Raw genomic sequence first — 26,797 nt, forward strand, 5'->3', positions numbered from 1 at the left:
TATTCCTTTTAATCCATGGCAGAATGGACTGGGTATTATTTTTAATCAGGTGATTATTTTTAGCTGCTATCGTATAGTTATATGGCGGTTCCATAAAGAAAAAATTATACTGAATGGCAGTGTACGAGTGTTTAGCTTTATCATATTGCCAGTATTTAGTGTGTTTAATATTGTCCTGATGATTTTTATATCGACCTATTTATTGCCGCCTTTTATAAAGTTTTGTGTGTTTTGCGATATTCTTTTGATCCCTTTTCTGAACTTGTATTTATTCTATCTTTTTAATAAGGTGGTCCAAAATAATGAGATGAAAAAGCAGCTGGCCCTGTACGACCAGGCGTCAGACCTTCAATACCGCTACTACCAGAAAATGGAGAGCAAGCTGGAGGATTCCAGAAAAACGGTTCATGACATCAAAAACCATCTGCAGGCCATGGAACGGCTGTACCAGACCGGTGAAAAAGAAAAAGGCAGACAATACGGTGATGATTTAAGACAGCTCTTAAACAGTTTTAGCCAGGACTATTATACAGACAACCGAGTTCTGAATATTGTTATCAATGATAAAGCCGAGCGTGGCAAATTATTAGGGATTCCCTTAGATTGTGCCTTAAACCAGATTGATCTGTCATTTATGAAGGAGATGGATATTACAACCATTTTTGCCAATCTTTTGGATAATGCCATTGAGGCCGCCGGTGAATCCAAGGAGCCTTGGACAAAGCTGAGGGCCGATAATGTGCGGGAATTCATTGTGATTTCCATTGAGAACAGTATGGAAAATAATTTGGCTTTAAACGAAGGGCGGCTGAGATCAAGCAAAGAGCGTCATCAGGGCTATGGACTTGAAAATGTAAAACGCGCCCTTGAAAAGTATAATGGACATCTGCGTATCGAAACAGGCGATCATGCGTTTAAGGTCAGCCTGTTCATTCCAGTTCAAATGGAGGTAAAGGATGATGGTTGATACAGGAATTATCGCTAGCATGGTCGTGTTGATTTTTTTGTGCTTTGCCATCCCGATTGGTGGACTTATTTACTTAAGTGTCAGGAAGAAGCATGTTATCAGGCCTTTCATTATTGGTATGTTGGTTTTCTTTGTATTTCAGTTTGTGATCCGCCTGCCCATCATACAACTGGCGCTGCCCCAGACCGCCTGGTTTTTAGCGATGAGTCAAAATCCATGGCTATATGGCCTGTTTCTGGGCGGGACAGCCGCCATTGCAGAGGAACTGGGACGCTATATTGCTGTTCGGTTTTTGCTTAAAAAGAATCGACGTTATGCAGACGGCATTGCTTATGGGCTGGGGCATGGCGGCATAGAGGCTATGTTGCTTATCGGTGTGAATAATATCGCAAATTTGATTGTTTTGCAGGACGGGCAGTCTTTTTTGGCGCCAGTCATTGCTGCACAACTGAGCTATGCATCTGTTTTTACAGCAATCTTTGAGCGTGTCCTTGCCATGGCATTGCAGGTCGGCCTTTCGATGCTGGTCTTTTATTGTGTGCGGTCGAAAAAATGGCGTTATCTGGTGTACGCTTTAATCATTCATACCATTGTAGATGCTGCCATTGTTATTCTGCCAGGCGCCTTTGGTTTATCCAGTATCTGGATAGAAGCTGTGCTGCTCTTGGCGACCGCAGGGCTAATGATCTGGACGATAAAAATACGTCCGGCATTTATATATGGAGAGGAGAACTTATGATGAAAAAGAAAATGATGGCTATTGGGTTGGTTACTTTAATGCTTTTGACGGTATTGTCGGCTTGTTCGGGAGGATCAGCCTCCAATCAGGAGCTTGACCCTGCTTTTAATGAGGATACCCTGAAACAGGAGGCGGAAAGGGTTATTGAGGAATGGAACAATCAGGATTTTGACGCCATAGCAGCGGACGCAGCCGATAATGTTAAGGATAAGCTGACTGCTGATGTTTTAAAGGAAGCCTGGGAGCAAACCATGCCAAAGCTTGGTGAGTTCAGCAGAGTCAAACAGACAGAAATAGCGCCAAATAACAAAAACGCTTTAGTGGTAGCCATTGCAGAATACACAGGTGGCACCGCACAATTTACCATTGGCTTTGATCAAAATATGAAAATTGATAATTTTTTCATTAAATAGTAATGGCAGGACAAACCAATGAACCTAACACCATTTACCTTTTTAATACCGGTCCTTTGTACAGTTTTCGGCGGCCTCTTTTTATGGCATCCGCCTAAGGATATCAAGGGCCTGTATGGTTACCGCACGTCCCGCGCTATGAAGAACGAAGATACCTGGAAATTTGCGCATACAGTTGCCGGGAAAATCTGGCTGATTATGGGACTGGTCATGCTGATGGTACTGGGGCTTGCCCTGCTGCTGTTCAGAGAACAGTATGCAGAGGTGTCGCTCTATATCCAGATTTCTCAGGATGTGCTGTTGATTTTATCGTTTTTTTCTGTGGAAAAAGCGCTGGAAAATACCTTTGATGCGGATGGAAATCGAAAATAGGGGTATAAATTTAAGACATCGTGATCATCGTCACGGTGTCTTTTTCGATTTCGTTATAAAATTAACGTAAAGAACGAGTTGATCCAAAGGAGGCTAATATGGGTTACCAGATAAAAACAGAGGATTTTGATGCGGTTTTAAAAGACCTGTCTCAGCATTACCGGATTTTTGCGCCGCGCCTGTATCGGGGGGCCGGAGCGTTTTCGGACACAGACCGTGTGGAGTACGGTGAGGTTGGCAGTGTTGGGGACATAGAATTTGACCAAAAGAGCGATTTTTCATTTAAGGAAGTGTTGTTCCCCCAGTCTGAGGTATTGTTTTACTTTACAGAGGATGAGGTTAAAACAGCCAGTGAGGAGCCAAAGGGAAATATTATTTTTCTGAGAAGCTGTGATCTGCACGCAGTGCGCCGGTTTGACGAAATCTATTTAAAAAACGGCTTTGAGGATATTTATTACGCGAGGCTGCGTGAAAAGACAAAATTTGTGCTGATGGGCTGTCCGCAGAGCTTTGAAAACTGCTTCTGTGTGGATATGGGCACCAACACCTGCGACACCTATGACGCTTATGTCAAGGCGGACGAAGACTTTGTATTGGTTGACAGCGGCTGGGAAGAGCTGAACGAAAGGCTGGAGAATAAATCCAAGGCGGTTTCAGTTGCGCCGGAGTTTGCCATGGAAAATCCTGTGCATGTTAAAATCTCGGAAGACATTGATTTGAAGCAGGTGCTGGGCCTGCCGATGTGGGAAGAATACAACAGCCGCTGTATTGCGTGCGGCCGCTGTAATTTTGTCTGCCCAACCTGTACCTGCTTTACCATGCAGGATATTTTCTACCAGGAAAACGGGTGGGTCGGTGAACGCCGCCGCGTCTGGGCTTCCTGCCATGTCGATGGCTATACCGAGATGGCCGGCGGGCACTGCTTCAGAAACAGCAAGGCAGAACGGATGCGCTTTAAGGTCATGCATAAGGTGAACGATTATAAAAAACGGTTTGGCGAGCATATGTGTGTTGGCTGCGGACGCTGTGATGATATCTGCCCGGAATATATTTCTTTTTCAAACTGTATTAACAGGCTGAACGATGCTGTAAAAGAAAAGGAGGCCCAAAATGAAGAATGAGTATGTCCCGTTTTTATCGGAAATTGTAGAAGTGATTAAACACACCGAAATCGAGTATACCTTTCGGATGCGCTATACTGGCGAGGTAAAGCCCGGACAGTTTTTTGAAGTATCCCTGCCCAAATTTGGCGAAGCGCCTATTTCAGTCAGCGGTATTGGGGAAGACACAGTGGATCTGACCATCCGCAAGGTTGGGAAGGTCACGGGCGAGATTTTCAAAAATTATGTGGGCGCAAAGCTTTTTTTAAGAGGCCCCTATGGCAACGGCTTTGACCTTGATGAATACCGCGGCAAGGACATTATCGTGATCGCAGGCGGTACAGGTCTTTCACCGGTGCGTGGTGTGGTTGATTATTTTGCCGCACACCCAGACAAAGCGGCTTCGGTCACGCTGATCGCGGGCTTTAAGACGCCGTCGGATGTGCTCTTTAAGGATGATATTGAACGCTGGAAAAAGACCATTAATGTTGTGCTGACCGTCGACTGTGACAGCGACGATTATGTATGTAATGTGGGCCTTGTCACGGAATACATCCCGGGCCTTGTTCTTGGCGATAAGGATAATCTGGCGGTTATCGCCGTAGGGCCGCCAATCATGATGAAATTTACGGTGGCGGAATTCCTGAAGCGGGAGGTACCTGAGGATAAGATCTGGATATCCCAGGAGCGCAAAATGTGCTGCGGTTTGGGAAAATGCGGACACTGTAAGATTGACGCCACCTATGTTTGTCTGGATGGTCCGGTTTTTAATTACAGCTTTGGCAAAAATCTGGTGGATTAGGAGGCTTTCATGGATATTAATACAAAAAAACTTAAAAAGAACGCTTTTCGTGTATCAAAGCACCGCGGTGAAACCGCATCACGCGTGCGTGTGCCCGGCGGCTACCTGAACGCCGAGCTTCTATCGCAGATTCAGGAGATTGCACAAACCTACGGTAATGGCACTGTCCATCTGACCACGCGTCAGGGCTTTGAAATTCCAGGTATCGACCTGAAAAACATGGATCAGGTCAACACTCTGCTCCAGCCTATTATTGAAAAGCTGGATATCAACCAGACCGACCCGGGAACGGGCTATCCCGCTTCTGGCACCCGCAACGTATCGGCCTGTATTGGGAATAATGTGTGCCCATACGCCTGTTACAATACGACAAATTTTGCCAAAAAGATCGAAAAAGCCATTTTCCCAAATGATCTGCATTTTAAGGTTGCCCTGACCGGCTGTCCAAATGACTGCATGAAGGTCCGTATGCATGACTTTGGGATTATAGGCATGACTGAGCCGCAGTACAACAAGGACAAATGTGTATCCTGTAATGCCTGTGTCAAGGCATGCACCAAAAAATCCACGGGCGCTCTGCGCATGGAAAACTATAAGATCGTCCGTGACGAGAGCAAATGTATCGGCTGTGGTGAATGTGTGCTGGCCTGCCCGGTAGGCGCGTGGCGCAGAAGTGAAAAGAAGTATTACCGCCTGACCATTATGGGCCGTACCGGCAAGAAAAATCCCCGTCTGGGTGAGGATTTCATTATCTGGGCTGATGAGGAAAGCATTATCAAAATTATTCTCAATACCTATGACTATGTGAAGGAATACATTGACCTGGACGCGCCGGGCGGAAAGGAGCACATCGGCTATATCATTGACCGTACCGGCTTTGAGGAGTGGAAAAAGTGGGCCTTTAAGGATGTCGAGCTTCCGGAAAAGGCAGTGGTGCGTGACCGCGTATATTGGAGTGGTGTAAAATATGCCATCGACAATACAAAATAAACTAAAGCATGAGTGGGATACGTTGTTTCGACGTATCTCCTTTTTATTGCTTTGAAGGCGGCTGTTTTGGGTATAACTTTCTCTAGTTTAATGAAAGTTGTATTTTGCAATGAAAGGAGCAGACAATGCAAGCTAAAACAGCAACCAATCCAAAGCCTTTGCATTTTGGGCTGATCATGGTCATTTATCTGTGCGGTATTTTTATGGGCGCCATTGATACCAGCGTGGTGACCCCGGCGCGGACGGTTATTCAGAACGGTCTGGGCGTTGGCGATCAGACGGGCATTTGGATGATCACCATTTATACGCTGGCTTATGCCTCCAGTATCCCCATTATGGGTAAACTGGCGGACCGGCTGGGCCGTAAAACCATCTATCTCATCTGTATTATTTTATTCGGAACAGGCTCCCTGCTGGCAGGGCTGTCACAGTATATCGGCCATTTTGGATTCTTTTTAATGGCGAGGGCCATTCAGGCCATCGGCGGCGGCGGCATTATGCCAATCGCTTCAGCTGAGTTTGGGACGACCTTTCCCGAGAATAAGCGCGGCATGGCTCTGGGCATGGTCGGCGGGGTCTACGGCATCGCCACGGTTGTCGGCGGTTCGCTCGGCAGCGCTATTTTAGGCGCCTTTGGCCTTCAGAACTGGGGCTTTATCTTTTTTATCAATATTCCCATCTCACTTTTTATCATTATCTGTGGTTTTATTTTTCTGCCTAATACCAAGATTGACGATGTAAAACCGATTGACAAGTGGGGCACTTTGTTTTTGGTGTTGATGATCCTGTCCCTGCTGTACGGGCTGCGCAATATTGATTTCTTTGACTTTATCAAATCCTTTACCAGCACGAATGTCTATCCATTCCTGATTATCTTTATTGTGCTGCTGCCCTTTTTCATTTTTGCTGAAAAGAAGGCGGCTGACCCGATTTTGAACCTCGACTATTTCAGGGAAGCCCCCATTGTCATCACGCTGATCATTTCCTTTATCACGGGTGTTATTATGATGGGGATGGTCTTTGTACCGCAGTTTGCTGAAAACGCGCTGCGCATGCAGCAGGGGAGCGGCGGATATTTTGTCATGATCCTTGGGATTTTCGCAGGAGTCGGCGCGCCGGTTTCCGGACGTCTCATTGACCGATACGGACCAAAGCTGATTATGGGCGCGGGATTTTTACTCTCCATCATCGGCTCGTTGTTCCTGGTGCTTATCACCACCAGCTATCCAAACCTGCTCACGGTCGCTGTCTGTCTGATTCTCATTGGCCTGGGCATGGGCTTTACCATGGGAACACCGCTCAACTACATGATGCTTGACAATACAAAAAAAGCCGATTCCAACTCGGCGCTGGCCACCCTGTCCCTGATCCGTTCGGTGGGCACCGCCATCGCCCCGGCAGTCATGGTCGGCTTCATCGCCCATGCGGGTATAACCGCAGAGTCAAACATCAACGCACAGCTGCCAAAGGAACTGGTGCTGCCGCCGCTGCCCTATGTTGAGCAGTTAGACGATGAAACCACAGCGCTGAAGGATTCTGATTTTGGGAAAACCTATCTTTCATCGGTTCAATTTCCAGATTTTCAGGCCATGGAAAAAATCTCACTCAATGCCCACGGCGGTACCGGTGAGATGAAGCTGCCCGCAAATCTGACTAAAGAGCTTTCTGACGCCGATGTCACGAATATTGATCAGGCTGTGGATAATATGACAGCCTATCTGGCAGACACCATGAAGCCCATGGTCATCGAAAAAGCTGAAGCAGGTGTGCAGAGCGGTATTGACGGTCTTTCCAGGCTGACAGCCTCGCCGGATGTTCCGGCTCAGGCAGCCCAGGGAGCCGGTACGATGGTATCGCAGATGACAGAATTGAAAAACGCACTTCCAAATGCAATAAACCAGGGCTTCCAGAACTATCTGGATGAGGTAAAGGCCATGGGGCCTGAGATTCAGACCATCTATCAGAAAACCATGGAAACTGGTTTTAAGCAGGTTTATATGACCACGGCCATCGCCTCTGTCTTTGCCCTTGCGGTGCTGTTATTTTACAAGGATAAGCATGAACGTGTAAAGAAAGAAAAGAAAAAAGGATAAGAGCATAAAAATTCAGAGCCTGCGTTTTATCACTTAAAACGCAGGCTCCTTTGCCGTCTGATGAGCAGTATAGGCAAGCTTTTGATTCATCTTCCGCCTCAGATAGGCGTAACAGCCAATCAGCGCGGCAAGGGTGATGACCCAGGTGATGGGGTAGGAGTAGTAAATGACCGAGGGCGAATGAAACTGCGGTATCTGAAAGACCGTAGCGATCCATAAAAGCCGCAGGCCACAGGCCCCGATAAGGCTGATAATCATGGGGACGACTGAGTAGCCGATCCCCCTCAGCGCGCCCACCATGACATCCATCATCCCGCAGATGGCATAGGCAGTGCCGATGACCAGAAGGCGCTGCATACCGGCCTGAATAACCTCAGGGTTGGAGGAGTAGATGCGAAGCAGGCTGTTGCCAAAGAATACGGCCAGATTTCCGAGAACAAGCCCGACCACCAGCACACACGCCTCGCCGGTGACCACAATGCGGTCAAGGCGCTTGTACTGGCCGGCCCCCAGATTTTGACTGGTGAAGGAGATAGTTGCCTGGTGCAGAGCGTTCATGGCAATGTAGATAAAGCCCTCAATATTGGCCGATGCCGAATTGCCCGCGACCACCACAGGCCCGAACAGGTTGATGGAGGATTGGATAACCACGTTGGAGAGGGAAAAGATGACCCCCTGAAATCCGGCCGGCAGGCCGATCTGTAAAATCTTGATGAAGCTGCTTCGGTCGATGCGCAGCTTTTTGGGTATCAGGCGGATACCGCTCTGCTCATGCATGAGGCAGCGGATCACCAGTGTCGCCGCGATACACTCAGCAATGGCTGTCGCCACGGCTACACCCGCAACGTCCATTTTGAGCCCAATGACAAAGATAAGATTCAGGACAACATTGACGACCCCGGCGCCCATCAGGTAATATAGCGGCCGTTTGGTATCCCCGACAGCCCGCAGAATGGCCGCGCCGAAATTGTAGAGCATGGTGCCTGTCATGCCGATAAAGTAAATGCGCAGATAGAGCACGGCCAGATCCAGAACCTCTGCCGGGGTCTGCATCCAGATCAGAATCTGCTTTGCGCCGAATATCCCAAGAAAGGTCAGGATCACGCCGCTTCCAATGCTGAGCACAATGGCAGTATGAACTGTTTTGGACAGCTGGCTCTGCTGTCCGGCGCCATAATAGCGTGCAACCAGTACGTTTGCCCCGATGGACATTCCCAGAAAAAGATTGGTCAGCAGATTGATGAGCGAGGTGTTCGCGCCTACCGCGGCCAGCGAATTGCTGCCGGCAAACTGACCAACCACCACGATATCCGCGGCGTTAAAAAGCAGCTGCAGTACCCCGGAGCACATTAAAGGGACGGCAAAAATCAGCATCTTTTTCAGGATAGAACCGCTGCACATATCCATTTCATATTTTTGGGCTTTTTCTTTTTTCTTTTCCATTGTTTCCTAAAACCTCTTTTAATAACTTTTTTCCTGACAGATGTTTCACAAAATGTCAAACACCACAATTTATAAGCATACCGATTCCAAAGCGTAATGTCAAGAGGCGCAGTGCGGTTAGATTTCCAGAGAATAAATAAAAGCTTGACATCCCAGCCGGTTTCCTCTAAGATGTAACCATAATAGTTACTGGAAAAGCAAAGGAAACCAGGTACCAGGACGCCAGGATCATCCGCTTACCACGGCGGAAAAGGGAAATGCGCTGACCACCGCGGATTTAGCGTGAGAGCGCAGGCCTGGCAGTAAAGAAAAGCATTGCAGGTGACAAAATGAGAATCAATACACGTTTTCCGATGGCCGTACATGCGTTGTCGGTAATTGCCCTTAACAAGGAGGAGGACAGGCCAAGCACATCTGAGCTGATTGCCAAAAGTGTCGGAACAAATCCAGTGGTGATCAGACGCCTGATCTCTCAGCTCAAAAGCGCAGGACTTGTAACGACACAGCCCGGAGTAGCGGGAACAGGGCTGACCAAAAAGCCTGAGACGATCACACTTTTAGAAATTTACCGTGCGGTTCAGACCAGTGAGGATAAGCTGCTTTTTGACCTGCATCCCAATCCTTCACAGAAATGCTGGATTGGAAAAAATATTCATTCGGCATTGTCGGGGCCTCTGGAGGAGGCGCAAACTGCCCTGGAGAAGACCTTGAGCGGGTATACCCTCGCGGCGATTGCGGGTGAGATTTTGAAAAAGACACAGTCCTAGAATGTCTTTTTTTACCCTGGCATGTAACTGATAAGGTTACAAGATAGTGAGATAATGTAAAATATAATATATTAAGGGGAAAAGATGAAAGAGCAAAATTATCCAGAGGTTTTTGAGCACTACAGAAAGGAATTTCTGAAAATTGACCAGGAGGAAACAGCCGGACGGCTGGGCCTCACGATCACTGGTAGGGACATTGAAGTGCCCTGGTTTAACGAGAGGGTTCGTATCGACCGGCAGAGTGGTGAGATTACTACGCCAGAGGGCTTTGACGTTAACGTGAAGGAAAAGCTGCTGATCATGCATCATCTGTGCTTTAGCAAAGCGGAGGCCCAGCATAGCGGGAAATGGTGTACGATCCGAGAGCTGAAGGAGGCATCTCTTTTAGAGCAAAGCTGCCAGAAGCAGGCAGCCCGTCCGGTAGAGGCAGCCTTCTCCGGTAAGCTGGACGCCTTTCGTCAGGCCTGTGAGAAGTTAGGTGGAAAGCCGGAAAGCAAGGGTGACGCGGCCTATATTATACCTGTTCTGCCAGCAATCTCGCTCAAATATGTTTTTTATGATGCCGATGAGGAATTCCCTGCAGCCTGTACCATTTTGTTTGAATCCACCATTGAGGACTGGACACATCCTGAGGATGTCAGCGTGCTGGCAGCCATTGCGACAGAACGGCTGATCCGCTGTCTGAAGCAAGACAGCCAGGAAGATGTGATTGAGAAAAAAGTAAAGATCACGATTTTATATGTCAGTGAAACCGAAAAAACAGCGACTGTTGCCCAGTATATCGAACAGGGAATGGTAACAGTAAGCCCAGAAATTGAAATCCGACGGATGGATATGACCGACAGGTCGACCTATGACATCCGCTTTTTGCAGGAAAGCGATGCGGTGGTGTTTGGTTCGCCTGTCTATTTTGGAAATATGCAGTGGAAAATGAAGCAGTGGTTTGATACCAGTATCCGTATCAAGCTGGATGGAAAGCTGGGCGGCGCCTTTGCCACAGAGCAGAGTGTTTCCGGCGGCGCTGAGATGGCGGTTTTAACGATGTTGCAGCATATGCTGGTTAAAAATATGCTTGTCTATGCGCCCAAAAGTGTTCACTTCGGGCCAGTAGCGGTTGGCAGTGCGCTCGAAAGCTATGAAAAAGCTTTTTCTTTATATGGCAAACAGTTTGCCCAGAAAGCAGTCGAGCTGTTTGGCAGAAGCTGAGTGACAGCGCTTGTGTCTGGAATATAAGACCGGCCGGAAGGATTACCCTTCCGGCCGGTCCGCTTTTTATGGAGAATATGGGTGTTCGTTTATGGATGAACCGGAATTTCCACACCGCCGATATCAATGGATGTGATGCTTTCAAGCGGAAGAATTTCGTCGAATACACCGCTGCGGACACAGACCGTCTTACCGTCCCGGGTGTGCATACTGCCGCCACCATCAGACAGGTCGAGCACAGAGCCGTCAGCCAGATGAATGGAGGGGGAGGTATTAAATCTGGCCCATTCCTGTTCATGCTGATCCGGAGACTGCCCGTCCGGGGCAGCTTCAAAGGATGACGGGTCATTGAGTGTATACTCAAAGCGGTAGCCGAGCGGGGATACCATGACTGAATCAATGGTTCCGGTCATGCCGTTTAATGTCAGCGTCTGACCGGCCTGCGGGGTTGCCGAGAGGGTTTCAAAGTTCAGCTCAAACTTCAGGTTCCAGGTGCCCTCAGCGATCAGGCGGTAACCGCTGCTGCCGTCCGCCGTATTTTCGGAAGCAGTGAGATTACTGAACTGAACTTTAACGGTTCTGCCCGGCTTAATAAGGTCGTTATAGGACAATTTTTCAACGTATTGAATGGTATGGTCATTCGGATTAACATCATAAAAATAGGATCCGCCATGTGCATCGCTAAACAGGCCTAGGTTCGTGCTGGCCTGGTCGAAAAAGGCGTCCAGCCTGCCATCGGATCTCTCCAGAGGATCAATGTCAAAGGACTCTCCATCGTCTCGGGCAATCGAGTAGGTGATCGCAAAATTATAGCCATCGCTCATGATCGCGTCCGCGGTGATGGTGACGCCGTTGTCCGTATCGGATGCACCGATGGGACGGCCGAGCTTATCGATAATCTCGGTGTTTGCAGTCGGGCCAAAGACACCGCGAAGCGCCTCACCGGCATCCAGGACACCATAGGTGTTGACGCCGACAAACAGGACCAGGGCCGCGGCAAGGCCAGCTGCAGCCAGCTTTGGAAAGCGGTGCGCACGCTGCTTTTTTTGCCTGGCAGGGAGCTGCTCTTTTGTATTTATCAGTTTTTCTGTTATGCGTTTCTTTGCTTCCTGTGAAAAATGAAGCGCCTGCAAAGTGTCGTTATACTCTTTTTCATGTTCAAATGGTTTTTTCACAATACTCGCCTCCTAATAGCGTTCGCAATTTTTTTCGGCCCCGGCTCAGATGTGCGTTGACAGCAGCAATGCTCCGGCCGAGCATTTTTCCGATTTCCTTTGTGGTGTAGCCTTCAAAATAGTAGAGATAAATGGCTTCTCGGTATTTCACCGGCAGAGCCATCACCGCGTCCAGGACATCGCTTTCGGGCGCCGGCGGTGCGGGCAGCTCGGCGACAGCCTCCAGACAGACTGTGTGGCGGTACTGGAGCCTGCGTAGATGGTCTTTGCAGGTATTGGCAGTCACCCGGATGATCCATGCCCGTTCGTGCTCTGCGCTCTCAAAGACTTTTCCGCTGGTCATAAATTTTAACAAAACGGTCTGGCAGATATCCTCCGCGTCCTGTGTTGATTTAAGATAAGTATAGCTGAGACGGAGGATCAGGTCGGAATAGGCTTGTACAATCCGCTCAGCCTCGTCATTTTCAAATGCTTTCATGGGTTTCTCAACTCCTTCATAAGGGCCTGGCTGGCCTGCTTCAGTAACGTTACTTACCTATAATACGATTATAATGCCCAAATTCTGACAAAGCGACAAAAAATTTTGGTGTTTTTATATTTTTCTGAAGCCCTTGCTTACAATCAAAACAAAAAAGCCAGTAGAAATGAAATAGCGCCTGGAAAAGATAACGCAAAAAAATAAAAGCGATAAAGGGAAGCCGATGGCGTCCCCTTTATCGCTCATAAGGAAATCCAGAAATCATCCGAAAAAATATTCAGTTTGCTGTAATCAATTTTTCTCGCGGTATTTTCAATTTTTGGGCGCGCTTTTTCGATGCTGGCGGGATCTAGGGCAAGATAGGATTTCATCAGATTTAAAAGAATTTCAATGAGACGCTCAAAACCAAGATTAAGCCCCTCCTTATCCGCCAGACGCAAAACAGCGTTCTGTGAAGCGATGAAAATGGTGATGTCGATCAGCGGCTGGTCCTCCGGAGTGGGGGTATCCTTTAGCGAAGGAAAAAGCGTTTTACAGTAGTCATTGTAAAGGATATCGACCACGGTGTCCTCAGACTGAAGAATGAGATCTTTAAAACGCCGGTTATAGTAAAGGGAAAAAAACTGCACGTAGAAATATGCCAGAAGCAGATCCATTTTAGAAAGGCTGGGGTCAGTATCAAGAACCTGGGCGTTCAGATTTTGGTAATAGATACGAACCAGAATGTGCAGAATGTCTTCTTTGTTTTTAAAGTGATAAAAAAGCACAGACTGCGAAATTTGAGATTTCTCGGCAATCTGACGCGTTGTTGTATTTTGGTAACCCTGTGTATAAAATAAATGCTTTGCGGTGTTTAAAATATGCTCTTTTGTTTTTTGACTTTTTTTCATAAATATGGCCTCCCAACAGATTATACCACGTTAATTCTTAAATGGCTACTGGATTATATAGATCATGATCAAAAAAAGATTGACTTCATAGATCATGATCTATATAATAGCAATTAAGAAATACAAACGTTTTAAGGAGGAAAGCTAATGGATAATTTAAAATTGTACGATGAACGGGTAAAACGTATGGGAAGAGCCATCCGGCATGAAGAAAATGACCGGGTGCCGATTTTTGGACTGGTTGACAACTGGGCGCTTTCTTATTACGGAACGACCCTCAGTGAGGCTAAAGAGAATATTGAAATTGAGTACGCGGCATACTCCAAGGCATTGACCGATTTTCAGTACGATATGGGCGCGTTCCAGGGTATTACCTTTCCCCTGAAATTTGCAGAATCACTGGGCGGCGGTATTTACAGCAATAACACAGAAACCATCCAGATCGCTACAAGTAAATCGGAGATCATGAGCGCAGATGAATATCCAGAGTTTATCAAGGATCCGATGGCGTTTATCGTCAATAAGATTTTACCGCGAAAATGCGGAATTTTTCAGGACGGCACCGTTGAGGAAAAGTTCTCCAGATTGATGAATACAATCAATGAGTTTAGTAATTTTGGGCAGAGCAGACAGGCTCTTTCAGAACGCTATAAGGCTGACCACGGTCTTCCTGTTTGCACCGCGGCTGTTCCCTTTATGCCCGGAGACCTGTTCTTAGACTATATGAGGGATTTCAAGGGCACAATGATGGACGTAAGAAGAAATTCTGACGCGCTGGCAGAAGCCTGCATGAAGCTGGTTCAATATGATATTATGGCCACCTACGCAGTACTGCCGCAGCCCGCAGAGGACCGGTACCTCGGCGTGTTCCTGCATTTGCCGCCATATCTCAAGCCAAAGGATTTCGAAAAAGTCTACTGGCCCTCCTTTAAGGCTTATGTTGAGCATTTTGCGGGTCAGGGCTATAAATTTATGATCCTGTTCGAGAAAAACTGGGAACACTTGTATGAATATCTGACAGAATTGCCTAAAAACTGTATTCTGGGGCTTTTTGAGGAGGACGATCTCCGAAAGGCCAAGAAAGTTTTTGGCGATACCATCTGTATTGGCGGCGGTATAAAGACGACAGACCTGCAGTATAAAACCAAGGAGCAGTGCATTGATATTGCAAAATCACTGATTGATGACCTGGCGCCCGGCGGCGGTTATGTTTTTGCCGCTGACAAGGTTATGCTTTCCGCCAATGATGGAAAACCAGAGAATTTAAAAGCAGTCACAGATTTTGTTCATGATTACGCGGTATACAAATAAAACGGTAGAAAGGAAAACTCAAAAATGAAACAAACAGAGATGGAACAACTGATGGAGCTGGTTAAGACAAGAGTATGGGGGCAATTTTTAGAGTCAGAAGAACAGATTGAAGCCATGCAGGCGTATTTTATTTTGATGCTTCTTGAAGGATAAAAAGAAACAGCCAGTCTAAATAATAAATTTAGAAAGCTCTCCTCGCGACACGGCAAAATAATAAATTGCCCGCGTGAAGGGGAGCTTATTCTAATGCCTGGAAGTGCACTGCATAAAAATCCTTAAAAAACTGTTTTTGTCAAAAATGTTGCTAAAGCAACATACATTTTCGCATAACATGGGTATACTTGATAACAAGTGAAAGAAATAAGTTATCAAGGAGGAATACAAATGTCAATGTTTTGGTGGTATGTATTATTTGATAAACCTTCCTGAATTGACAAGTTATTGTATAATACAAGCAACCTGCGTAAAAAGCGCAGTTTTAAAAGGGTTTTTAGAAGAATAATTCTGAAGCCCTTCTTTTTATGCCAATATTTAGGCAGCGTAAATTTGAGCGTAAAAAAATTATTCGGGCAGAAGATTGGGCAGAAAAACGAATAAGATACTTGTTAATGAAATATTGATTAAGGAAAAGATTAATATGCGGAGAGAAAAAAAGTATAGTGACGAATGTTTGCTGAATATTTTGAGATTTAAAGCTGAAGAGCTAGGTCGAACGCCAAAATGCCGAGAGGTTGCAAGATATTGGACAATTATTCGACGGTTTGGTTCGTGGAATGGTGCCTTAGAATATGCAGGTGTTCAGGTTTGTTCGATTAATCAAGAAAAGGTTAATCAATAAGAAGGAAATGATAGATGGAGGTGAACAAATAGGAATTAGAAATACTAGAAAAACCACCTAAAAAAAGAAAGCCGCTGCTGGAACAGCGGCGACAACTTAATATTTGTTTTATCACACAGAAAAAAACAAATACGCTATAGTTACTTATAGTTATTATATAGCGTATGTATAAATCTGTCAATAGCGTGCAAGCCAATTTTAAGAAAATTGGCTTGCACCGGGCATTTCTGTGTGGTAAACCCGGGTTCCAGAGCAATGCTGTTGCCGAGATAAAAAGAACAGCCATCGGGGTTTGGCAAGCCCATGCAGAGAATTGCCCGTCACTCAGTCCGTACATTGGTTTTCTCTTTTTTATGTACGTAGCATCTTTTGACATGAGTTTTCTTTTAAGCAAAGAATGACGTAGGAGAATGCATCCAAATCTGAAATGATTTAAAAGCATGGGCGGGATCTCTTGTGGGTTGCTGATGTGGAGGAAAGAAGGAGAGATACTTTCTGTTGAAGCAAAGCGGGTGTTCGACTTAATAAAACAAAAAATGTCCAGACACTTTACCTAAATAACACGAAAAAGCATATAGCATTACTTATGTATATCATTGATTAGCACAGTAATATAAGTTTAATTTTTTTTCGTGATATTTAGGGGGGGTGTTTTTGACGAAGGAAAAAAACACTGTTGGGATGATCCAATTGGAGAAATTTGAGTGAAACGAAAATTTCATCCTATATGCTTTTGTATATATATACATAGTATACAGAGATTGTTACAAACCTTAAACCTGGAAGAAAACCACTAAAAAGCCTTTACAGTAGGGATCGATAGGATATAATGAAAGAAAAAGAGGAAAGAGCTGGGAGGGAGAAAAGTGAATGGATACACATTGAGGCCCTATCAAAAAGAATGCATCGAAGTGTTACCGGAAGAAGGTGCTGTTTTAGTCCGTATGGCGACGGGGCTGGGAAAGACCGTTATGTTTTCACAGATTCCCCGCCGTGGGAGGATGCTAATTCTTTCACATCGAAAGGAACTGGTGCGACAACCCCAAAAGTATTTTGATTGTTCTTTTGGAATTGAACAGGGCCCGGAACACAGTCAAGGTGAGGAAGTCGTATCTGCGTCAGTACAGTCATTGGTGAGACGGCTGGATCAATTTTCTCCAGACGATTTCGATATTCTGGTAACAGATGAAGCGCATCATGCAGCGGCATTAAGCTATAAAAAAATTTTTAATTACTTTAAACCGCGGTTACACGTAGGCGTAACCGCAACGCCGAACCGAGGGGATCACCAACGGTTAGATGATATTTATGAACGAATCGTCTTTGACCGTGATCTTAAATGGGGGATTGAAAACCACTATCTCAGCAATATTAACTGCTATCGTTCCAAAATGACCTGTGATTTGCGCAATTTGCGCACCAGTATGGGAGACTTTCAGATAAACGATTTAGAAGCTGCCATGACAAGTGAAAAAATCATCCAGGAAATTGCGGATGTCTATAACAATATGGCCAAGGGGAAGACACTAATCTTCGCAGTTTCCGTTAAACATGCTGAAGCCATTGCCGAAGCGATACCAGGCGCGGTTTCCGTAACTGGCGATACCGAAGATCGGCAGAAAATTATTGATCAGTTTCAAACCGATCCGGAATGTAACTGCATGGTAAACTGCATGATCTTTACAGAAGGAACGGATATTCCTAATATCGAGACGATCATTGTTGCCAGGCCAACACAGAGTGAAACTTTGTATACTCAAATGGTTGGGAGAGGAACCCGTTTGTATCCTGGTAAAGAAGCCCTGAACCTCATTGATATGATCGGCGTTTCAGGAGAACTCAACCTATGCTCAGCACCTTCACTTCTGGGCATTAGTCTAGAAGAGATTCCAGAAAATGAAAGAATTTTGCTGGAGGGCGATTTGTTAGATCTTCCACAAAAAGCCCTGGGACTTGCCGATACACCTTTAAGATGGCGAGACAATGCTGAACTAGTTAATTTATGGGCACAGCAACAGAAAATTAACCTTCGGAACATCAATTTCTTCCGAATGCCAGATGGCGGGCTTCTCCTGACACTGCCTAAAGAGCGATACCTTATTCCACCGCCGGACGAATGCGGACAGGTTCTATGCGGAAAGAAAAGAGTGTCATTTCAGGAAGCGATTGACTCCTTACACCGGTGCCTGATTAACGAGTATTCTAAAGACGAGGCAATTTGGAATCAAAAAAAGGTGAACGCATGGGGGAAGGCACCTGCATCTGAAAAGCAAATAAAATGGATCAAAAAAAATTATCCGGAATTCGATACCAAAGAGTTAACTAAAGCCCAGGCATCAAGCATCTTGAATCGCATTTTTAGCCAAAAATCAAGTATAAAAACATGGGACAATCCGGATTACAGGAAAGCAGAAATAAAGATAAAGACAGAGACGATTTCTCAAACAAGAGATTTTTTTGTTGTATTTGAAGGAAGACAACGGGGGGTGTTTCGTGATTGGGAATCCTGTATGGCTCAGATCAAAGGTTATCAGAATGCATTATACAGAAGATTTACCTCCAAAGAAGCAGCAGATCAGGCGTTGAAGAAGTATCGCGTTAATAAAAGAACTACACGTCAAGTTCATATGGATAACACAGATTTTTTATGGAAATAAAATATTAAGTAGATTAGATGAGTTTAAGCGGAGAGGATTCTAAAACTATCGACTAATGTGCTGTATTTAGAAAGGGAAGGTCTGATTAGATTCCGTTTTTTAGACTAAAATTGCCGTTATTAGCGATTAAATTTTTTTTATTGAATAAATATTGTCTAGAATACATTTAATCGCTTAACGAGTAAACATAGGCTTATTATGGCAATGTGTATGATTGGGATATGGTGTTGTATGTTATTTATCAAGGAATATTTGAAATATTTGAATTCTTACCTGTTATTTGCCAGCTGTCAGTTTCCTGAGAGTAGAATAATTCAACGATTTTTTTATCGGTTCTCAGATCGCTGTTTTACAAATCATTGAGACCAGAAGTAGAAGCTTATACATTTGCTAAAAAAATAGTTTAAGTGTATAATTTAAATAAAGCATCAATTTAACCATAACATTCCCTTTAATCAAAACCTAGAGTGAAGTGCTGTGTCAATAATCAGAAAGACCGGTACCAGAAAATAAGATCATTATTTATAAAATGTTAGGCACCTTGGGTCAAAGAGTGCTAAAAGACAATCGCTCATTTTTTTGCACCTCTGAAGCCCCTGTTCATGCGGGCACTGGAAGGTTGCTGTCAGAACAGGTACCCTGTGAAAAGGGACGTTTATACCATTTCTCCTTTTCGCGAATAAAATCTTTGTCTGGGTCAGAACAGGTACCCTGTGAAAAGGGACGTTTATACTGCGATAGCAAAGCTTGGATCCACTACTAAATGTTCACGTCAGAACAGGTACCCTGTGAAAAGGGACGTTTATACAGCCGTTAACTTTAGCCATTGCCCTTGGCTCAAGTTGTCAGAACAGGTACCCTGCAGAGAGGGACGGCAGAAAAGCATTCGAAAACTGAACAAGTAATCTCAAAAAGAAAGGGTGCATAAGCGTAAATCAAATTCTAAGGGGTGTTTACCTCATATGGAGCCTGTACATCAATTATCAATTTGACTACACAAGCGATTCCGAGTACATTATTGGGACAATTTTAACCACGATCCTGATGTGCTGGACCGATAAGCTGCTGTACCGCATCGCTTTCAAGCTTGCAGGCGGCATCGGAATATCAATTGATGCAGATAAAGAGCAAATGTCGGGACTGCATTGGGGAATACGTTTAGGTCTGCTCGCCCTGGTTTGGCTGATCACACGCATCCCAGGATGCACGGCTGTTGTTACAGCAATGGTTCATTTCATAACCAGCCAGTGCATCATCTGGTTCGAACAAATAGTGGGCGAACTGATCGAAAGATTGATTCCTAAAATCTGATTAATAGAAAAGTTAGTGCTGGAAAACAGCACCATTATTTATAAAATGTTAGACACCTTTGGCCGTCAAAACACCAAAGACAATCGCTCATTTTTTTGCATCTCTGAAGCCCCTGTTAATGCGGGCTCTGGAAGGGTGCTGTCAGAACAGGTACCCTGTAGAAAGGGACGTTTATACATTTGTCTTTCTAATACTGTGTAAAAATTGTATTCGTCAGAACAGGTACCCTGTAGAAAGGGGCGTTTATACAATTAAATATTCTAAAGAATCTAAACATTCAATTAAAGTCAGGACAGGTACCCTGTAGAAAGGGTCGCCATCTTAAGTTTTTTTATATTCACTCAGAAGAACCACCCAGGCATTCAATGGGTGGTTCTTCTTTTTTTCTACAAAGCACCCTGTCAGGTGCTAATTTTTATCCTTGCGCAATAGATGAAAACGTGTTCTAATAATTATAGAAGTTATCCGCAACATCATAAGCGGTAAAAGGGGAGGTGCGGAAGGATATCCTAACGGGTATCATCCCAATATATGGAAAAAGATAATAAAAGAATCCTTCAGCTGGCTCTGTTGCACACTATCGGTTTGCTGGTGAGCCGGGCCGAAGGGACACATACCCCAGTTGAGAGCGGTATCGCCTTTTTAAATGAACAACTCGAGGAGTCATTGCGAGTGCTGGCCGAGGCGCCAATCGCTTTGAATAATGAGAAAATAGAAGCATCTGTGTCACCAGACAGGAGCCTTTACCAATTGATCAGCGAAGCGGGAAAGATCGCCCTGGCAAGCGATACGCTGCTTCAGGAAAATCTGTCAGTCCAAAACCCGGCTGCATCACTTGAAAGTGTCTTTGATACATTGGCCAATGAACGAGAACCCATTCCAGGGGGAAAAGCAGAAGCGCCGGATTATGCGGCCCTCATCGAAGCTTTTAAATCAGGCTTAGAAACCTTGCAGAAACAAGCGCTCCCGCCGAATGGCTTACTCCAGGTTTTAGAACGTGTGGCGGCCGAAGTGCCGTTGCTGACAAATACACCCGGGCAGCAGGATATTTCAGTCTATGACTATACCAAAATGACGACTGCCATCGCGACAGCACTACACGCCTACCATGAAGATAGTCAGACACTGGAGTGTGCTGAGCTCGCAAACGACCATGAGCGTCAGGTCAATAAGTTTCTGTTCGTGTCAGGAACTATTTTCGGCATACAGAAATTCATTTATACCATCAGCAGCACCAAAGCCATGAAATCACTCCGTGGCCGATCCTTTTTCCTGGAGATCCTCGTGGAAAATTTGATCGATGATCTGCTTGAAAAGCTGTCCTTATGCAGAGCTAACGCCCTGTACACAGGCGGCGGCCATTTTTACCTGTTGCTCCCCAATACCCAGGAAGCCAATGAATGGATCGAGAAAGCACAGGCCATCATCAATGACCAGCTGCTTGAGCGCTATGGCCTGTCAATGTATCTTGCCATCGCTGCAGTGCCCTGTTCATCCGTCGAATTGGCCAATGGGTTTACAGATGAAGCAAGAAAAAACCAAACCGGCGCACTCTATGACCGGGTCAATAAAAAGCTGTCAGAAGCAAAATTTCATCGTTATACTGAAGAAAACCTCAAAGCCCTTTTTGATCCCGACAGCAGTCTGAACGCAAACCAAAAGGATGGCAGAGAGTGTAACGTATGCCACCGATCCACAAAAGATTTGAAAGCGTGGGAAGAAGGCGAGGGTGAAATCTGCAAAAGCTGCGCCAACTTTATCCAATTAGGGGATCATATTGTGCGGTTTGATGAGGCGCGCACACCGTTGATTGTCATCTATCCAGATACAGAAAAAGATAATGAAGCCATTTTTCTTCCAACGCTGGAGCCCGAACAAAAATACATCCTGGACATCGAACCAATGAAATCTTTCATTGATCAGAAAAATCCAAAGACTTACCATCACATCTATGCGGCAAATGCGTATCAGCTCAACATTGAAGACTGCTACCGACTATTGCTCGCCAACTATAATATCCCCTCACAGGACGAAACAGGCCATTTAATCGAGTTTGAAGAGCTGGCCAATCGCAGTGAAGGCGCGAAACGGCTGGCAGTGATGCGCGCAGACGTGGATAACCTTGGAGCCACCTTTGTAAATGGCTTTATCAGAGAACCGCGTGGCCAAACACCCCATTGTGAGGTGAGTATTGTCCGTTACGCCGCCCTGTCGCGGCAGCTGTCCGTATTCTTCAAAGAAAAAGTCAATACGCTCTGCCAGGACAGCCAAGCGGAAACAGCCACCCAGCTACCGGGAAAATCAGTAAATCCTGAAAAAAGACGCTTAGTTATCGTCTACTCTGGAGGGGATGATATGTTTGTCATCGGTACCTGGGAAGACACCATCGAATTCAGTTTGGATCTGCAGAAAGCCTTTGAAGCTTACACACATGGAAAGCTAAGCTTTTCCGCAGGCATCGGACTCTTTCACTGCACCTATCCTGTTTCCAGGATGGCCGAGGATACCGAAGTGCTCGAGAGCGAAGCAAAAGAATGGGATCACTGGCGGCGTCCTGAAGAAAGAGAACGCATTCCACACAAGAACAACATCGCGTTATTCGGAGAGCGAACCCCAGAGGATCGGCAGAACCATATTTACACCTGGCCCGATTTTGAACAATATGTCCTATCCGATAAATTCAAAGCCCTGACCGAATGGTTTGTCCAGGGACTTGACAAAAATGGGCAGCCCCTTGAAGCAGGAAACAGCTTCATCTATCGTCTGAAAAATCTATTTGAAACCGCCAGTCCCCAGAATATTAACATTGCCAGGCTGGCCTATGAGATCGGAAGGCGCAAGCCATCCGCCGCTGCCCCAAAACCCCTCAGGGATACCTATTACGACTTCAGAGAGAGAATATACCAGTGGATACAGAACGATTGGGATCGTAAGGAATTTATCACAGCAGTGACCATCTTTATCTTTTTACATCGGGAGAAACCAGAAGGAGGAGGGAACAAAGAACATGAGTGAAACAGCCCAGAAAAAGTCCGAAAACTCAAAAAAGCAAAATGTCGCAATCGGGACGTCAATAACCCTTGAACGATTAGAAAAAGAACAGATCAGCGTCATTGCAGAAGCAGTAATAAAAGACATCAATGACGAAAAGAAAGAAGCCACAGCGAACCAGATTCGAAATTTTTTAACCGATATGGTATCCATTCGAAATCAATTGGAATCTAACAAAACGGGTCAGGAAGAGGGGAAAAAAACTGCAAACAGTAGGTCTTTAGTAAAGGATATGATGAAAAAGCTGGATAGTCTGAAGATGCATTTGGTCTATCAGGCGGCCCGCAATAATGGAAATCTAAAGAACTTGATGAAAAAAGCAAATCTGGTGTACCTGATTGATACAATCATAAAAAAGAGTGCCGAGGATGCAAGCAGCCAAAATACAACCGGCAAAGATATTGCGAAAAATTTTTATCTTCTAGCGAACTATGTTGAGGCCTTGATTGCCTATCATAAATATTACGAGTCAGAGAAGGTGTAATGATGAGTGCAGAGAACATGAAACGATATATAACATTGCTGGGGAAAGTAGTTATAAGCGGAACAATAACGCTCAAGACAGGAATGCTCATTGGAGGGGGATCAGACTTTTCAGCCATTGGAACCGTTGATAAGGTCGTCATAAGAGATCCCTTGAAAAGAGAACCCATCATTCCAGGAAGTACACTCAAGGGAAAACTGCGCCATTTACTGGAACGGCGTTACTGCTGGGACAACGAAGAAGAAGTTACTGAATTACAAAGCAACCTGGAAACAGAAAACACTGAAGGGAAAAAAGCAGAAGAAAAACAGGAAAGTTTTAATCAGAAATATGATGCGTTCATGAAAAACGAGCCCGTTGTTATAAAACGCCTTTTTGGGACAAGTGATAAGGAGATGGCCATTGCGGCGCGGCTCCAGTTTTCCGATTGCTTTATTAAAAAAGAAAGCCTTGAACAGTTGAAACAGTTGGATACAGATTTGTACTTAACGGAAATTAAATTTGAAAACACCATTAATCGGGTAACCGGTATTGCCAATCCCCGACAGTTTGAGCGTGTACCCGCCGGCACACAATTTGACCTTCAAATCATCTATAATATTGAAAACATTGATGAGATAAATGAGGATATGATGACTTTATGTGACGCCTTTGATACGCTGGAATATGACTACCTCGGAAGTTCAGGGACAAGAGGTTATGGACAGCTCGCAATCGAAAATAGACAAACAGAAATAAAAGCGTATAAAAAAAGCGCTGAAGAGCTTATAGAGTTAAAGCTAAATGAGATTCTCGATGGAAAATCGCGGGATTAATAGAAGGTGACACCATGTCCGTTGAAATATACTATTTGCGTTTTACAAGCCCTGTCCGTTGGGGGAGCGATTATGACCGAGGGAGTTTAGACCGTGCAGCCTTTACCTGCCATTCGGACACACTATTCAGTGCGATTTGTAATGAATGGATTAAGATCAATGGTGAAGCGTCATTAGAAAAATTGTTCAGCAGTGTGCACAATAATCAATTTCGCATCTCCGACCTGCTGCCTTATAAAGAGAAAAAATGCTATCTGCCAAAGCCAGAGGGCCTGTACTTAAAAAAGACCATCCCTCCAGAAACCTTCAAACAGGTAAAGAAATTAGACTATCTGTCACTGGAAGATTTTGAGCAATACCTCAGGGAAATTTTTAATGCGGATAACCCACTATCTACCTACACCAAACCGCGCTTCGTTTTGGATTACAGCAACACCAAGGTCAATACCAAAGGAACGCATTCCCGACCCTATCTGGTCTCTGCCTATGAATTTCTGGAAAATGCCGGTCTGTATTTTTTGGTCGATATACCAGAAAACCTTAGGGCAGAATTATTAAAAGTCATGGAGAGCCTTCAGACCACAGGACTGGGGGGCAAGCGCAGCATTGGGTATGGCCAATTTGACGTTGAACGCCATGTCGAAACTGAAACCGCTGCTTTAGAAACTGAAAAGATCCTGTACCGGCGGATCAGCAAAGAAGAAGGGCCCTTCATGAACCTCTCGCTGGTTCTGCCAAAGCCAGAAGAGATTAAGAAAATTTTAGATGAAGATTGTTATATCAGCTTGCTTGAAAGAAAGGGCTTTGTGCAGCCAATAGGCCTAAAAAGAAAGTCCGTCACAATGATACAAACCGGCTCAATTCTAAAGGAAAAAATCGAAGGAACACTGGCCGATGTATCGCCAGATCAGGTCGGAGAGGATCGAAGCATTCAGAAAGTATATCGTTATGGGAAAGGGTTTTACTTAGGTTTAGGCATATGATTATATCCGGAAAAAACGAAATGACAGCGACCATTAAGTTAAAAACAGTGACGCCCGTGTTCATTGGCTCAGGAAAGAGCTTTACATCAAACAAGGATTTTATGGCAAATAGCAGAGGCAGCAATCTGAATTTTGTGAATCAGAAAAAATTGGAGCAATGGATTTATGAAAATAAAAAGAGTAAGACTTTTAGTGACTATTTAGCAGGTAAAAGCGCGTTACTCTATCACTGGTTAAATGAACAGGAGATACAGCAGGACGAATTCTTGCAAATAGTGGGAAGCCGAACAGTTACTGCAAATACAGATATTGGAAATGCGAGAAGAATAGGTTCCGTGGCTGCCTTTATCCGCGACGCATATGGAAAACCTTACATCCCAGGCACTTCCCTGAAAGGCGCAATTAATAATGTGTTGAAATGTCATTTTTTGATAAACAATGACAACAAAAGTGATAAAGTTTATTTTGAAGAAAAACGGCAGGAAATAATAAACGTCTTCGAAGAAAACAGTGATGCAAGAGGAACGAAAATTAAACAGACGTTAACCCAAATTGGAGATGATCTGGACGCTTATCTTGAGCAACGATTTTTTTCAGGTTTTAACACGAAGTCGTTTTTACCATCGCCTGTTTTAATCAGTGACTCCAATCATGTAGAAGAAAGCCAGTTAGAGATCTATCAGAAGCATGATTATATCCTAAGCGAAAATCTTGATGGAAAAGATAATTGGCTGCCATTTTATCGCGAGTGCCTTTGTGAAAAAATAGAGTTTACATTTCAAGCGCGCTTTGATTTTGATCGAATCACAGAAATTGACAATTTCGAAGATTTAAAAAATGCGCTTAGAATACAAAAACAGCTATTGTTGGATGAAGATGGGATTTATTCCAAATTTTATGATGAGATAAAAAAATTTATTCCGCCAGCTATAATAAACCGAAAAAGTTTAATTTTCTTATTTTTGGGAGGGGGTACAGGCTTTCATACGAAAACTCTGTTAGCTGCCCTTTTTAATAACGATGATGCCTTTCAAAGAGTGACACACAATATTTTGGATATGGTCAAAAGACGCGGCGAGGAAGATTTTGCTCCCCACACCATTAAACTGGCAAATGATAAGATGATGGGGATTTGTAAATTAGAGCTGGAGGTCGGAGACAATGCTTAACCATATTGAATTACATTTACAGTCCGAACTCCCCTTTAATTATCATATGGGGTCTTTGTTCCATGGATTCTTAATGGAGCGTGTGAGCAGCGACTATGGTGTTTTTCTGCACGAGAACCAGTTAAAGCCCTTCAGTCAGTATTTTCGGATGCACAGAGATCCCAAGCAAGCTACGTGGCAGGTGTCAACCCTTGATGCGTTAGCTTACGAGCAGCTTCTGCAGCCATTGCTATCTTTAGAGCAGATTGAGCTAAAGTATAACGGACTGACCGCAGATGTGGCGTCGGTCAAAAAGTTCAAGCCAGCCACTTATGAAGCGTTGCTGGATCAGTGTCTCGTAACACAAAAGCCAAAGCGAGTCGTCAAGATTACCTTTGAAACTGTGACGGCCTTCCGATCAGACAAGAAGTATATTCTTTTTCCTCAAATGCACATGCTTTTTCACAATCTGGCATCCCGTTGGGACGCCTATTCCGGCCCATTAAAAGTCTATGATCGGGAGATCATTTATGAGCTGGCCGAAAGCACAGAGGTGATTGAGTATCGGCTGCGGACAAACCGCTTGCAAATTGGAAAAGGCTTTGTAAAAGGGTTTAGCGGCGAAGCCGTGCTAAAACTGGATGGCCCAGACAGCATCGTCCGGCTTGGAAATCTTTTGCTACACTACGCGAACTTTGCCGGTATTGGTATTAAAACAACCCTTGGAATGGGCGGCGTACATATTAATTTTGATTAAAAGGAAA

At 44.8% G+C, this 26,797-nt stretch carries 24 protein-coding genes and 1 CRISPR repeat array; of the genes, 20 read left to right on the top strand and 4 right to left on the bottom strand.

The window, feature by feature from the left end; all coding sequences use genetic code 11:
• Positions 1 to 307 precede the first annotated feature (307 nt).
• From I2B62_RS02850 to I2B62_RS02885, 8 genes are all read left to right on the top strand, one after another.
• Positions 308 to 967: an ATP-binding protein gene (locus I2B62_RS02850; protein WP_195267456.1), complete on the top strand. Its 660-nt coding sequence runs from the start codon at positions 308 to 310 to the stop codon at positions 965 to 967.
• Positions 957 to 1,706, top strand: coding sequence for a YhfC family glutamic-type intramembrane protease (locus I2B62_RS02855; protein ID WP_195267457.1), 750 nt, complete (start codon positions 957 to 959; stop codon positions 1,704 to 1,706). The genes I2B62_RS02850 and I2B62_RS02855 overlap by 11 nt, the downstream gene beginning before the upstream one ends.
• Positions 1,703 to 2,119 carry a DUF3887 domain-containing protein gene (locus tag I2B62_RS02860; protein ID WP_195267458.1) on the top strand — a complete coding sequence of 139 codons (417 nt, stop codon included), beginning with the start codon at positions 1,703 to 1,705 and terminating at the stop codon, positions 2,117 to 2,119. The genes I2B62_RS02855 and I2B62_RS02860 overlap by 4 nt, the downstream gene beginning before the upstream one ends.
• A gap of 18 nt (positions 2,120 to 2,137) precedes the next feature.
• The gene (locus tag I2B62_RS02865) at positions 2,138 to 2,491 is read left to right on the top strand and encodes an SdpI family protein (RefSeq protein ID WP_195267459.1); all 354 of its coding nucleotides are present in this window, start codon (positions 2,138 to 2,140) and stop codon (positions 2,489 to 2,491) included.
• A 98-nt stretch (positions 2,492 to 2,589) separates the two neighbouring features.
• A complete protein-coding gene (gene asrA, locus I2B62_RS02870; protein ID WP_195267460.1) occupies positions 2,590 to 3,612 on the top strand; it encodes an anaerobic sulfite reductase subunit AsrA in 1,023 nt (340 codons plus the stop codon).
• Positions 3,602 to 4,393 carry an anaerobic sulfite reductase subunit AsrB gene (gene asrB, locus I2B62_RS02875; RefSeq protein ID WP_195267461.1) on the top strand — a complete coding sequence of 264 codons (792 nt, stop codon included), beginning with the start codon at positions 3,602 to 3,604 and terminating at the stop codon, positions 4,391 to 4,393. Before asrA ends, asrB begins: the two co-directional genes overlap by 11 nt.
• Positions 4,394 to 4,402: 9 nt before the next feature.
• On the top strand, positions 4,403 to 5,383 hold the full coding sequence (gene asrC, locus I2B62_RS02880; protein ID WP_195267462.1) for a sulfite reductase subunit C: 981 nt from the start codon (positions 4,403 to 4,405) through the stop codon (positions 5,381 to 5,383).
• Positions 5,384 to 5,508: 125 nt separating this feature from the next.
• A complete protein-coding gene (locus I2B62_RS02885) occupies positions 5,509 to 7,476 on the top strand; it encodes an MFS transporter (protein WP_195267463.1) in 1,968 nt (655 codons plus the stop codon).
• 33 nt (positions 7,477 to 7,509) lie between these two features.
• On the opposite strand, the gene I2B62_RS02890 is transcribed toward I2B62_RS02885, so the two are convergent.
• The gene (locus I2B62_RS02890) at positions 7,510 to 8,919 is read right to left on the bottom strand and encodes an MATE family efflux transporter (protein ID WP_195267464.1); all 1,410 of its coding nucleotides are present in this window, start codon (positions 8,917 to 8,919) and stop codon (positions 7,510 to 7,512) included.
• Positions 8,920 to 9,248: 329 nt separating this feature from the next.
• Here I2B62_RS02890 and I2B62_RS02895 point away from each other — a divergent pair, with 329 nt between their 5' ends.
• Both I2B62_RS02895 and I2B62_RS02900 read left to right on the top strand, forming a co-directional pair.
• Positions 9,249 to 9,686, top strand: a complete 438-nt coding sequence (locus I2B62_RS02895; RefSeq protein ID WP_195267465.1) for an Rrf2 family transcriptional regulator — start codon at positions 9,249 to 9,251, stop codon at positions 9,684 to 9,686.
• 84 nt (positions 9,687 to 9,770) lie between these two features.
• On the top strand, positions 9,771 to 10,892 hold the full coding sequence (locus tag I2B62_RS02900) for a DUF3786 domain-containing protein (RefSeq protein WP_195267466.1): 1,122 nt from the start codon (positions 9,771 to 9,773) through the stop codon (positions 10,890 to 10,892).
• Positions 10,893 to 10,981: 89 nt separating this feature from the next.
• Here the strand turns inward: I2B62_RS02900 and I2B62_RS02905 are convergent, their stop codons facing one another.
• The 3 genes from I2B62_RS02905 to I2B62_RS02915 all read right to left on the bottom strand — a co-directional run bounded on the left by I2B62_RS02905 (position 10,982) and on the right by I2B62_RS02915 (position 13,435).
• Entirely contained in the window at positions 10,982 to 12,067 is a 1,086-nt protein-coding gene (locus tag I2B62_RS02905; protein WP_195267467.1) for a DUF4179 domain-containing protein, read from the bottom strand.
• Positions 12,051 to 12,545 carry an RNA polymerase sigma factor gene (locus tag I2B62_RS02910; RefSeq protein WP_195267468.1) on the bottom strand — a complete coding sequence of 165 codons (495 nt, stop codon included), beginning with the start codon at positions 12,543 to 12,545 and terminating at the stop codon, positions 12,051 to 12,053. Before I2B62_RS02910 ends, I2B62_RS02905 begins: the two co-directional genes overlap by 17 nt.
• A gap of 242 nt (positions 12,546 to 12,787) precedes the next feature.
• Positions 12,788 to 13,435, bottom strand: a complete 648-nt coding sequence (locus I2B62_RS02915) for a TetR/AcrR family transcriptional regulator (protein ID WP_195267469.1) — start codon at positions 13,433 to 13,435, stop codon at positions 12,788 to 12,790.
• 147 nt (positions 13,436 to 13,582) lie between these two features.
• On the opposite strand from I2B62_RS02915, the gene I2B62_RS02920 reads away from it, so the two are divergent.
• From I2B62_RS02920 to cas6, 10 genes are all read left to right on the top strand, one after another.
• Positions 13,583 to 14,746 carry a uroporphyrinogen decarboxylase family protein gene (locus tag I2B62_RS02920; RefSeq protein WP_195267470.1) on the top strand — a complete coding sequence of 388 codons (1,164 nt, stop codon included), beginning with the start codon at positions 13,583 to 13,585 and terminating at the stop codon, positions 14,744 to 14,746.
• Between the two features lie 24 nt (positions 14,747 to 14,770).
• Positions 14,771 to 14,899, top strand: a complete 129-nt coding sequence (locus tag I2B62_RS20605) for a hypothetical protein (protein WP_279354764.1) — start codon at positions 14,771 to 14,773, stop codon at positions 14,897 to 14,899.
• A gap of 1,551 nt (positions 14,900 to 16,450) precedes the next feature.
• Positions 16,451 to 18,241 carry a viroplasmin family protein gene (locus I2B62_RS02925; protein ID WP_195267471.1) on the top strand — a complete coding sequence of 597 codons (1,791 nt, stop codon included), beginning with the start codon at positions 16,451 to 16,453 and terminating at the stop codon, positions 18,239 to 18,241.
• A 624-nt stretch (positions 18,242 to 18,865) separates the two neighbouring features.
• Positions 18,866 to 19,122: direct repeats of the CRISPR family, unit length 37 nt; unit sequence GTCAGAACAGGTACCCTGTGAAAAGGGACGTTTATAC.
• Between the two features lie 163 nt (positions 19,123 to 19,285).
• Positions 19,286 to 19,552 carry a hypothetical protein gene (locus I2B62_RS02930; RefSeq protein WP_195267472.1) on the top strand — a complete coding sequence of 89 codons (267 nt, stop codon included), beginning with the start codon at positions 19,286 to 19,288 and terminating at the stop codon, positions 19,550 to 19,552.
• A gap of 531 nt (positions 19,553 to 20,083) precedes the next feature.
• Positions 20,084 to 22,567 (top strand): type III-A CRISPR-associated protein Cas10/Csm1, encoded by a 2,484-nt coding sequence (gene cas10 / locus I2B62_RS02935; RefSeq protein ID WP_195267473.1) that lies wholly within the window; start codon positions 20,084 to 20,086, stop codon positions 22,565 to 22,567.
• Positions 22,560 to 23,087, top strand: coding sequence for a type III-A CRISPR-associated protein Csm2 (csm2, locus tag I2B62_RS02940; protein ID WP_195267474.1), 528 nt, complete (start codon positions 22,560 to 22,562; stop codon positions 23,085 to 23,087). The genes cas10 and csm2 overlap by 8 nt, the downstream gene beginning before the upstream one ends.
• Complete coding sequence (gene csm3 / locus I2B62_RS02945; RefSeq protein WP_243259396.1) at positions 23,087 to 23,902, top strand: type III-A CRISPR-associated RAMP protein Csm3; 816 nt, start codon at positions 23,087 to 23,089, stop codon at positions 23,900 to 23,902. Before csm2 ends, csm3 begins: the two co-directional genes overlap by 1 nt.
• Positions 23,903 to 23,916: 14 nt before the next feature.
• Positions 23,917 to 24,885, top strand: a complete 969-nt coding sequence (gene csm4 / locus I2B62_RS02950) for a type III-A CRISPR-associated RAMP protein Csm4 (protein ID WP_195267475.1) — start codon at positions 23,917 to 23,919, stop codon at positions 24,883 to 24,885.
• Positions 24,886 to 24,905: 20 nt separating this feature from the next.
• On the top strand, positions 24,906 to 26,054 hold the full coding sequence (gene csm5 / locus I2B62_RS02955) for a type III-A CRISPR-associated RAMP protein Csm5 (RefSeq protein WP_195267476.1): 1,149 nt from the start codon (positions 24,906 to 24,908) through the stop codon (positions 26,052 to 26,054).
• On the top strand, positions 26,047 to 26,790 hold the full coding sequence (gene cas6, locus I2B62_RS02960) for a CRISPR system precrRNA processing endoribonuclease RAMP protein Cas6 (protein ID WP_195267477.1): 744 nt from the start codon (positions 26,047 to 26,049) through the stop codon (positions 26,788 to 26,790). The genes csm5 and cas6 overlap by 8 nt, the downstream gene beginning before the upstream one ends.
• Positions 26,791 to 26,797 lie beyond the last annotated feature (7 nt).

Origin of the sequence: Eubacterium sp. 1001713B170207_170306_E7 (assembly GCF_015547515.1) — a bacterium.
Lineage (GTDB): Bacteria > Bacillota > Clostridia > Eubacteriales > Eubacteriaceae > Eubacterium.

Excerpts from the sequence above, each read along its gene's own strand:
- I2B62_RS02915 (WP_195267469.1), bottom strand. The coding sequence starts at position 13,435 with ATGAAAAAAAGTCAAAAAACAAAAGAGCATATTTTAAACACCGCAAAG.
- asrC (WP_195267462.1), top strand. The coding sequence starts at position 4,403 with ATGGATATTAATACAAAAAAACTTAAAAAGAACGCTTTTCGTGTATCA.
- asrB (WP_195267461.1), top strand. The coding sequence starts at position 3,602 with ATGAAGAATGAGTATGTCCCGTTTTTATCGGAAATTGTAGAAGTGATT.
- cas6 (WP_195267477.1), top strand. The coding sequence starts at position 26,047 with ATGCTTAACCATATTGAATTACATTTACAGTCCGAACTCCCCTTTAAT.
- cas10 (WP_195267473.1), top strand. The coding sequence starts at position 20,084 with ATGGAAAAAGATAATAAAAGAATCCTTCAGCTGGCTCTGTTGCACACT.
- csm5 (WP_195267476.1), top strand. The coding sequence starts at position 24,906 with ATGACAGCGACCATTAAGTTAAAAACAGTGACGCCCGTGTTCATTGGC.
- I2B62_RS02890 (WP_195267464.1), bottom strand. The coding sequence starts at position 8,919 with ATGGAAAAGAAAAAAGAAAAAGCCCAAAAATATGAAATGGATATGTGC.
- I2B62_RS02910 (WP_195267468.1), bottom strand. The coding sequence starts at position 12,545 with ATGAAAGCATTTGAAAATGACGAGGCTGAGCGGATTGTACAAGCCTAT.
- csm4 (WP_195267475.1), top strand. The coding sequence starts at position 23,917 with ATGTCCGTTGAAATATACTATTTGCGTTTTACAAGCCCTGTCCGTTGG.
- csm2 (WP_195267474.1), top strand. The coding sequence starts at position 22,560 with ATGAGTGAAACAGCCCAGAAAAAGTCCGAAAACTCAAAAAAGCAAAAT.
- I2B62_RS02900 (WP_195267466.1), top strand. The coding sequence starts at position 9,771 with ATGAAAGAGCAAAATTATCCAGAGGTTTTTGAGCACTACAGAAAGGAA.
- csm3 (WP_243259396.1), top strand. The coding sequence starts at position 23,087 with ATGATGAGTGCAGAGAACATGAAACGATATATAACATTGCTGGGGAAA.
- I2B62_RS02930 (WP_195267472.1), top strand. The coding sequence starts at position 19,286 with ATGTGCTGGACCGATAAGCTGCTGTACCGCATCGCTTTCAAGCTTGCA.
- I2B62_RS02860 (WP_195267458.1), top strand. The coding sequence starts at position 1,703 with ATGATGAAAAAGAAAATGATGGCTATTGGGTTGGTTACTTTAATGCTT.
- I2B62_RS02895 (WP_195267465.1), top strand. The coding sequence starts at position 9,249 with ATGAGAATCAATACACGTTTTCCGATGGCCGTACATGCGTTGTCGGTA.
- I2B62_RS02920 (WP_195267470.1), top strand. The coding sequence starts at position 13,583 with ATGGATAATTTAAAATTGTACGATGAACGGGTAAAACGTATGGGAAGA.
- I2B62_RS02850 (WP_195267456.1), top strand. The coding sequence starts at position 308 with ATGAAAAAGCAGCTGGCCCTGTACGACCAGGCGTCAGACCTTCAATAC.
- I2B62_RS20605 (WP_279354764.1), top strand. The coding sequence starts at position 14,771 with ATGAAACAAACAGAGATGGAACAACTGATGGAGCTGGTTAAGACAAGA.
- I2B62_RS02885 (WP_195267463.1), top strand. The coding sequence starts at position 5,509 with ATGCAAGCTAAAACAGCAACCAATCCAAAGCCTTTGCATTTTGGGCTG.
- I2B62_RS02865 (WP_195267459.1), top strand. The coding sequence starts at position 2,138 with ATGAACCTAACACCATTTACCTTTTTAATACCGGTCCTTTGTACAGTT.
- I2B62_RS02855 (WP_195267457.1), top strand. The coding sequence starts at position 957 with ATGATGGTTGATACAGGAATTATCGCTAGCATGGTCGTGTTGATTTTT.
- asrA (WP_195267460.1), top strand. The coding sequence starts at position 2,590 with ATGGGTTACCAGATAAAAACAGAGGATTTTGATGCGGTTTTAAAAGAC.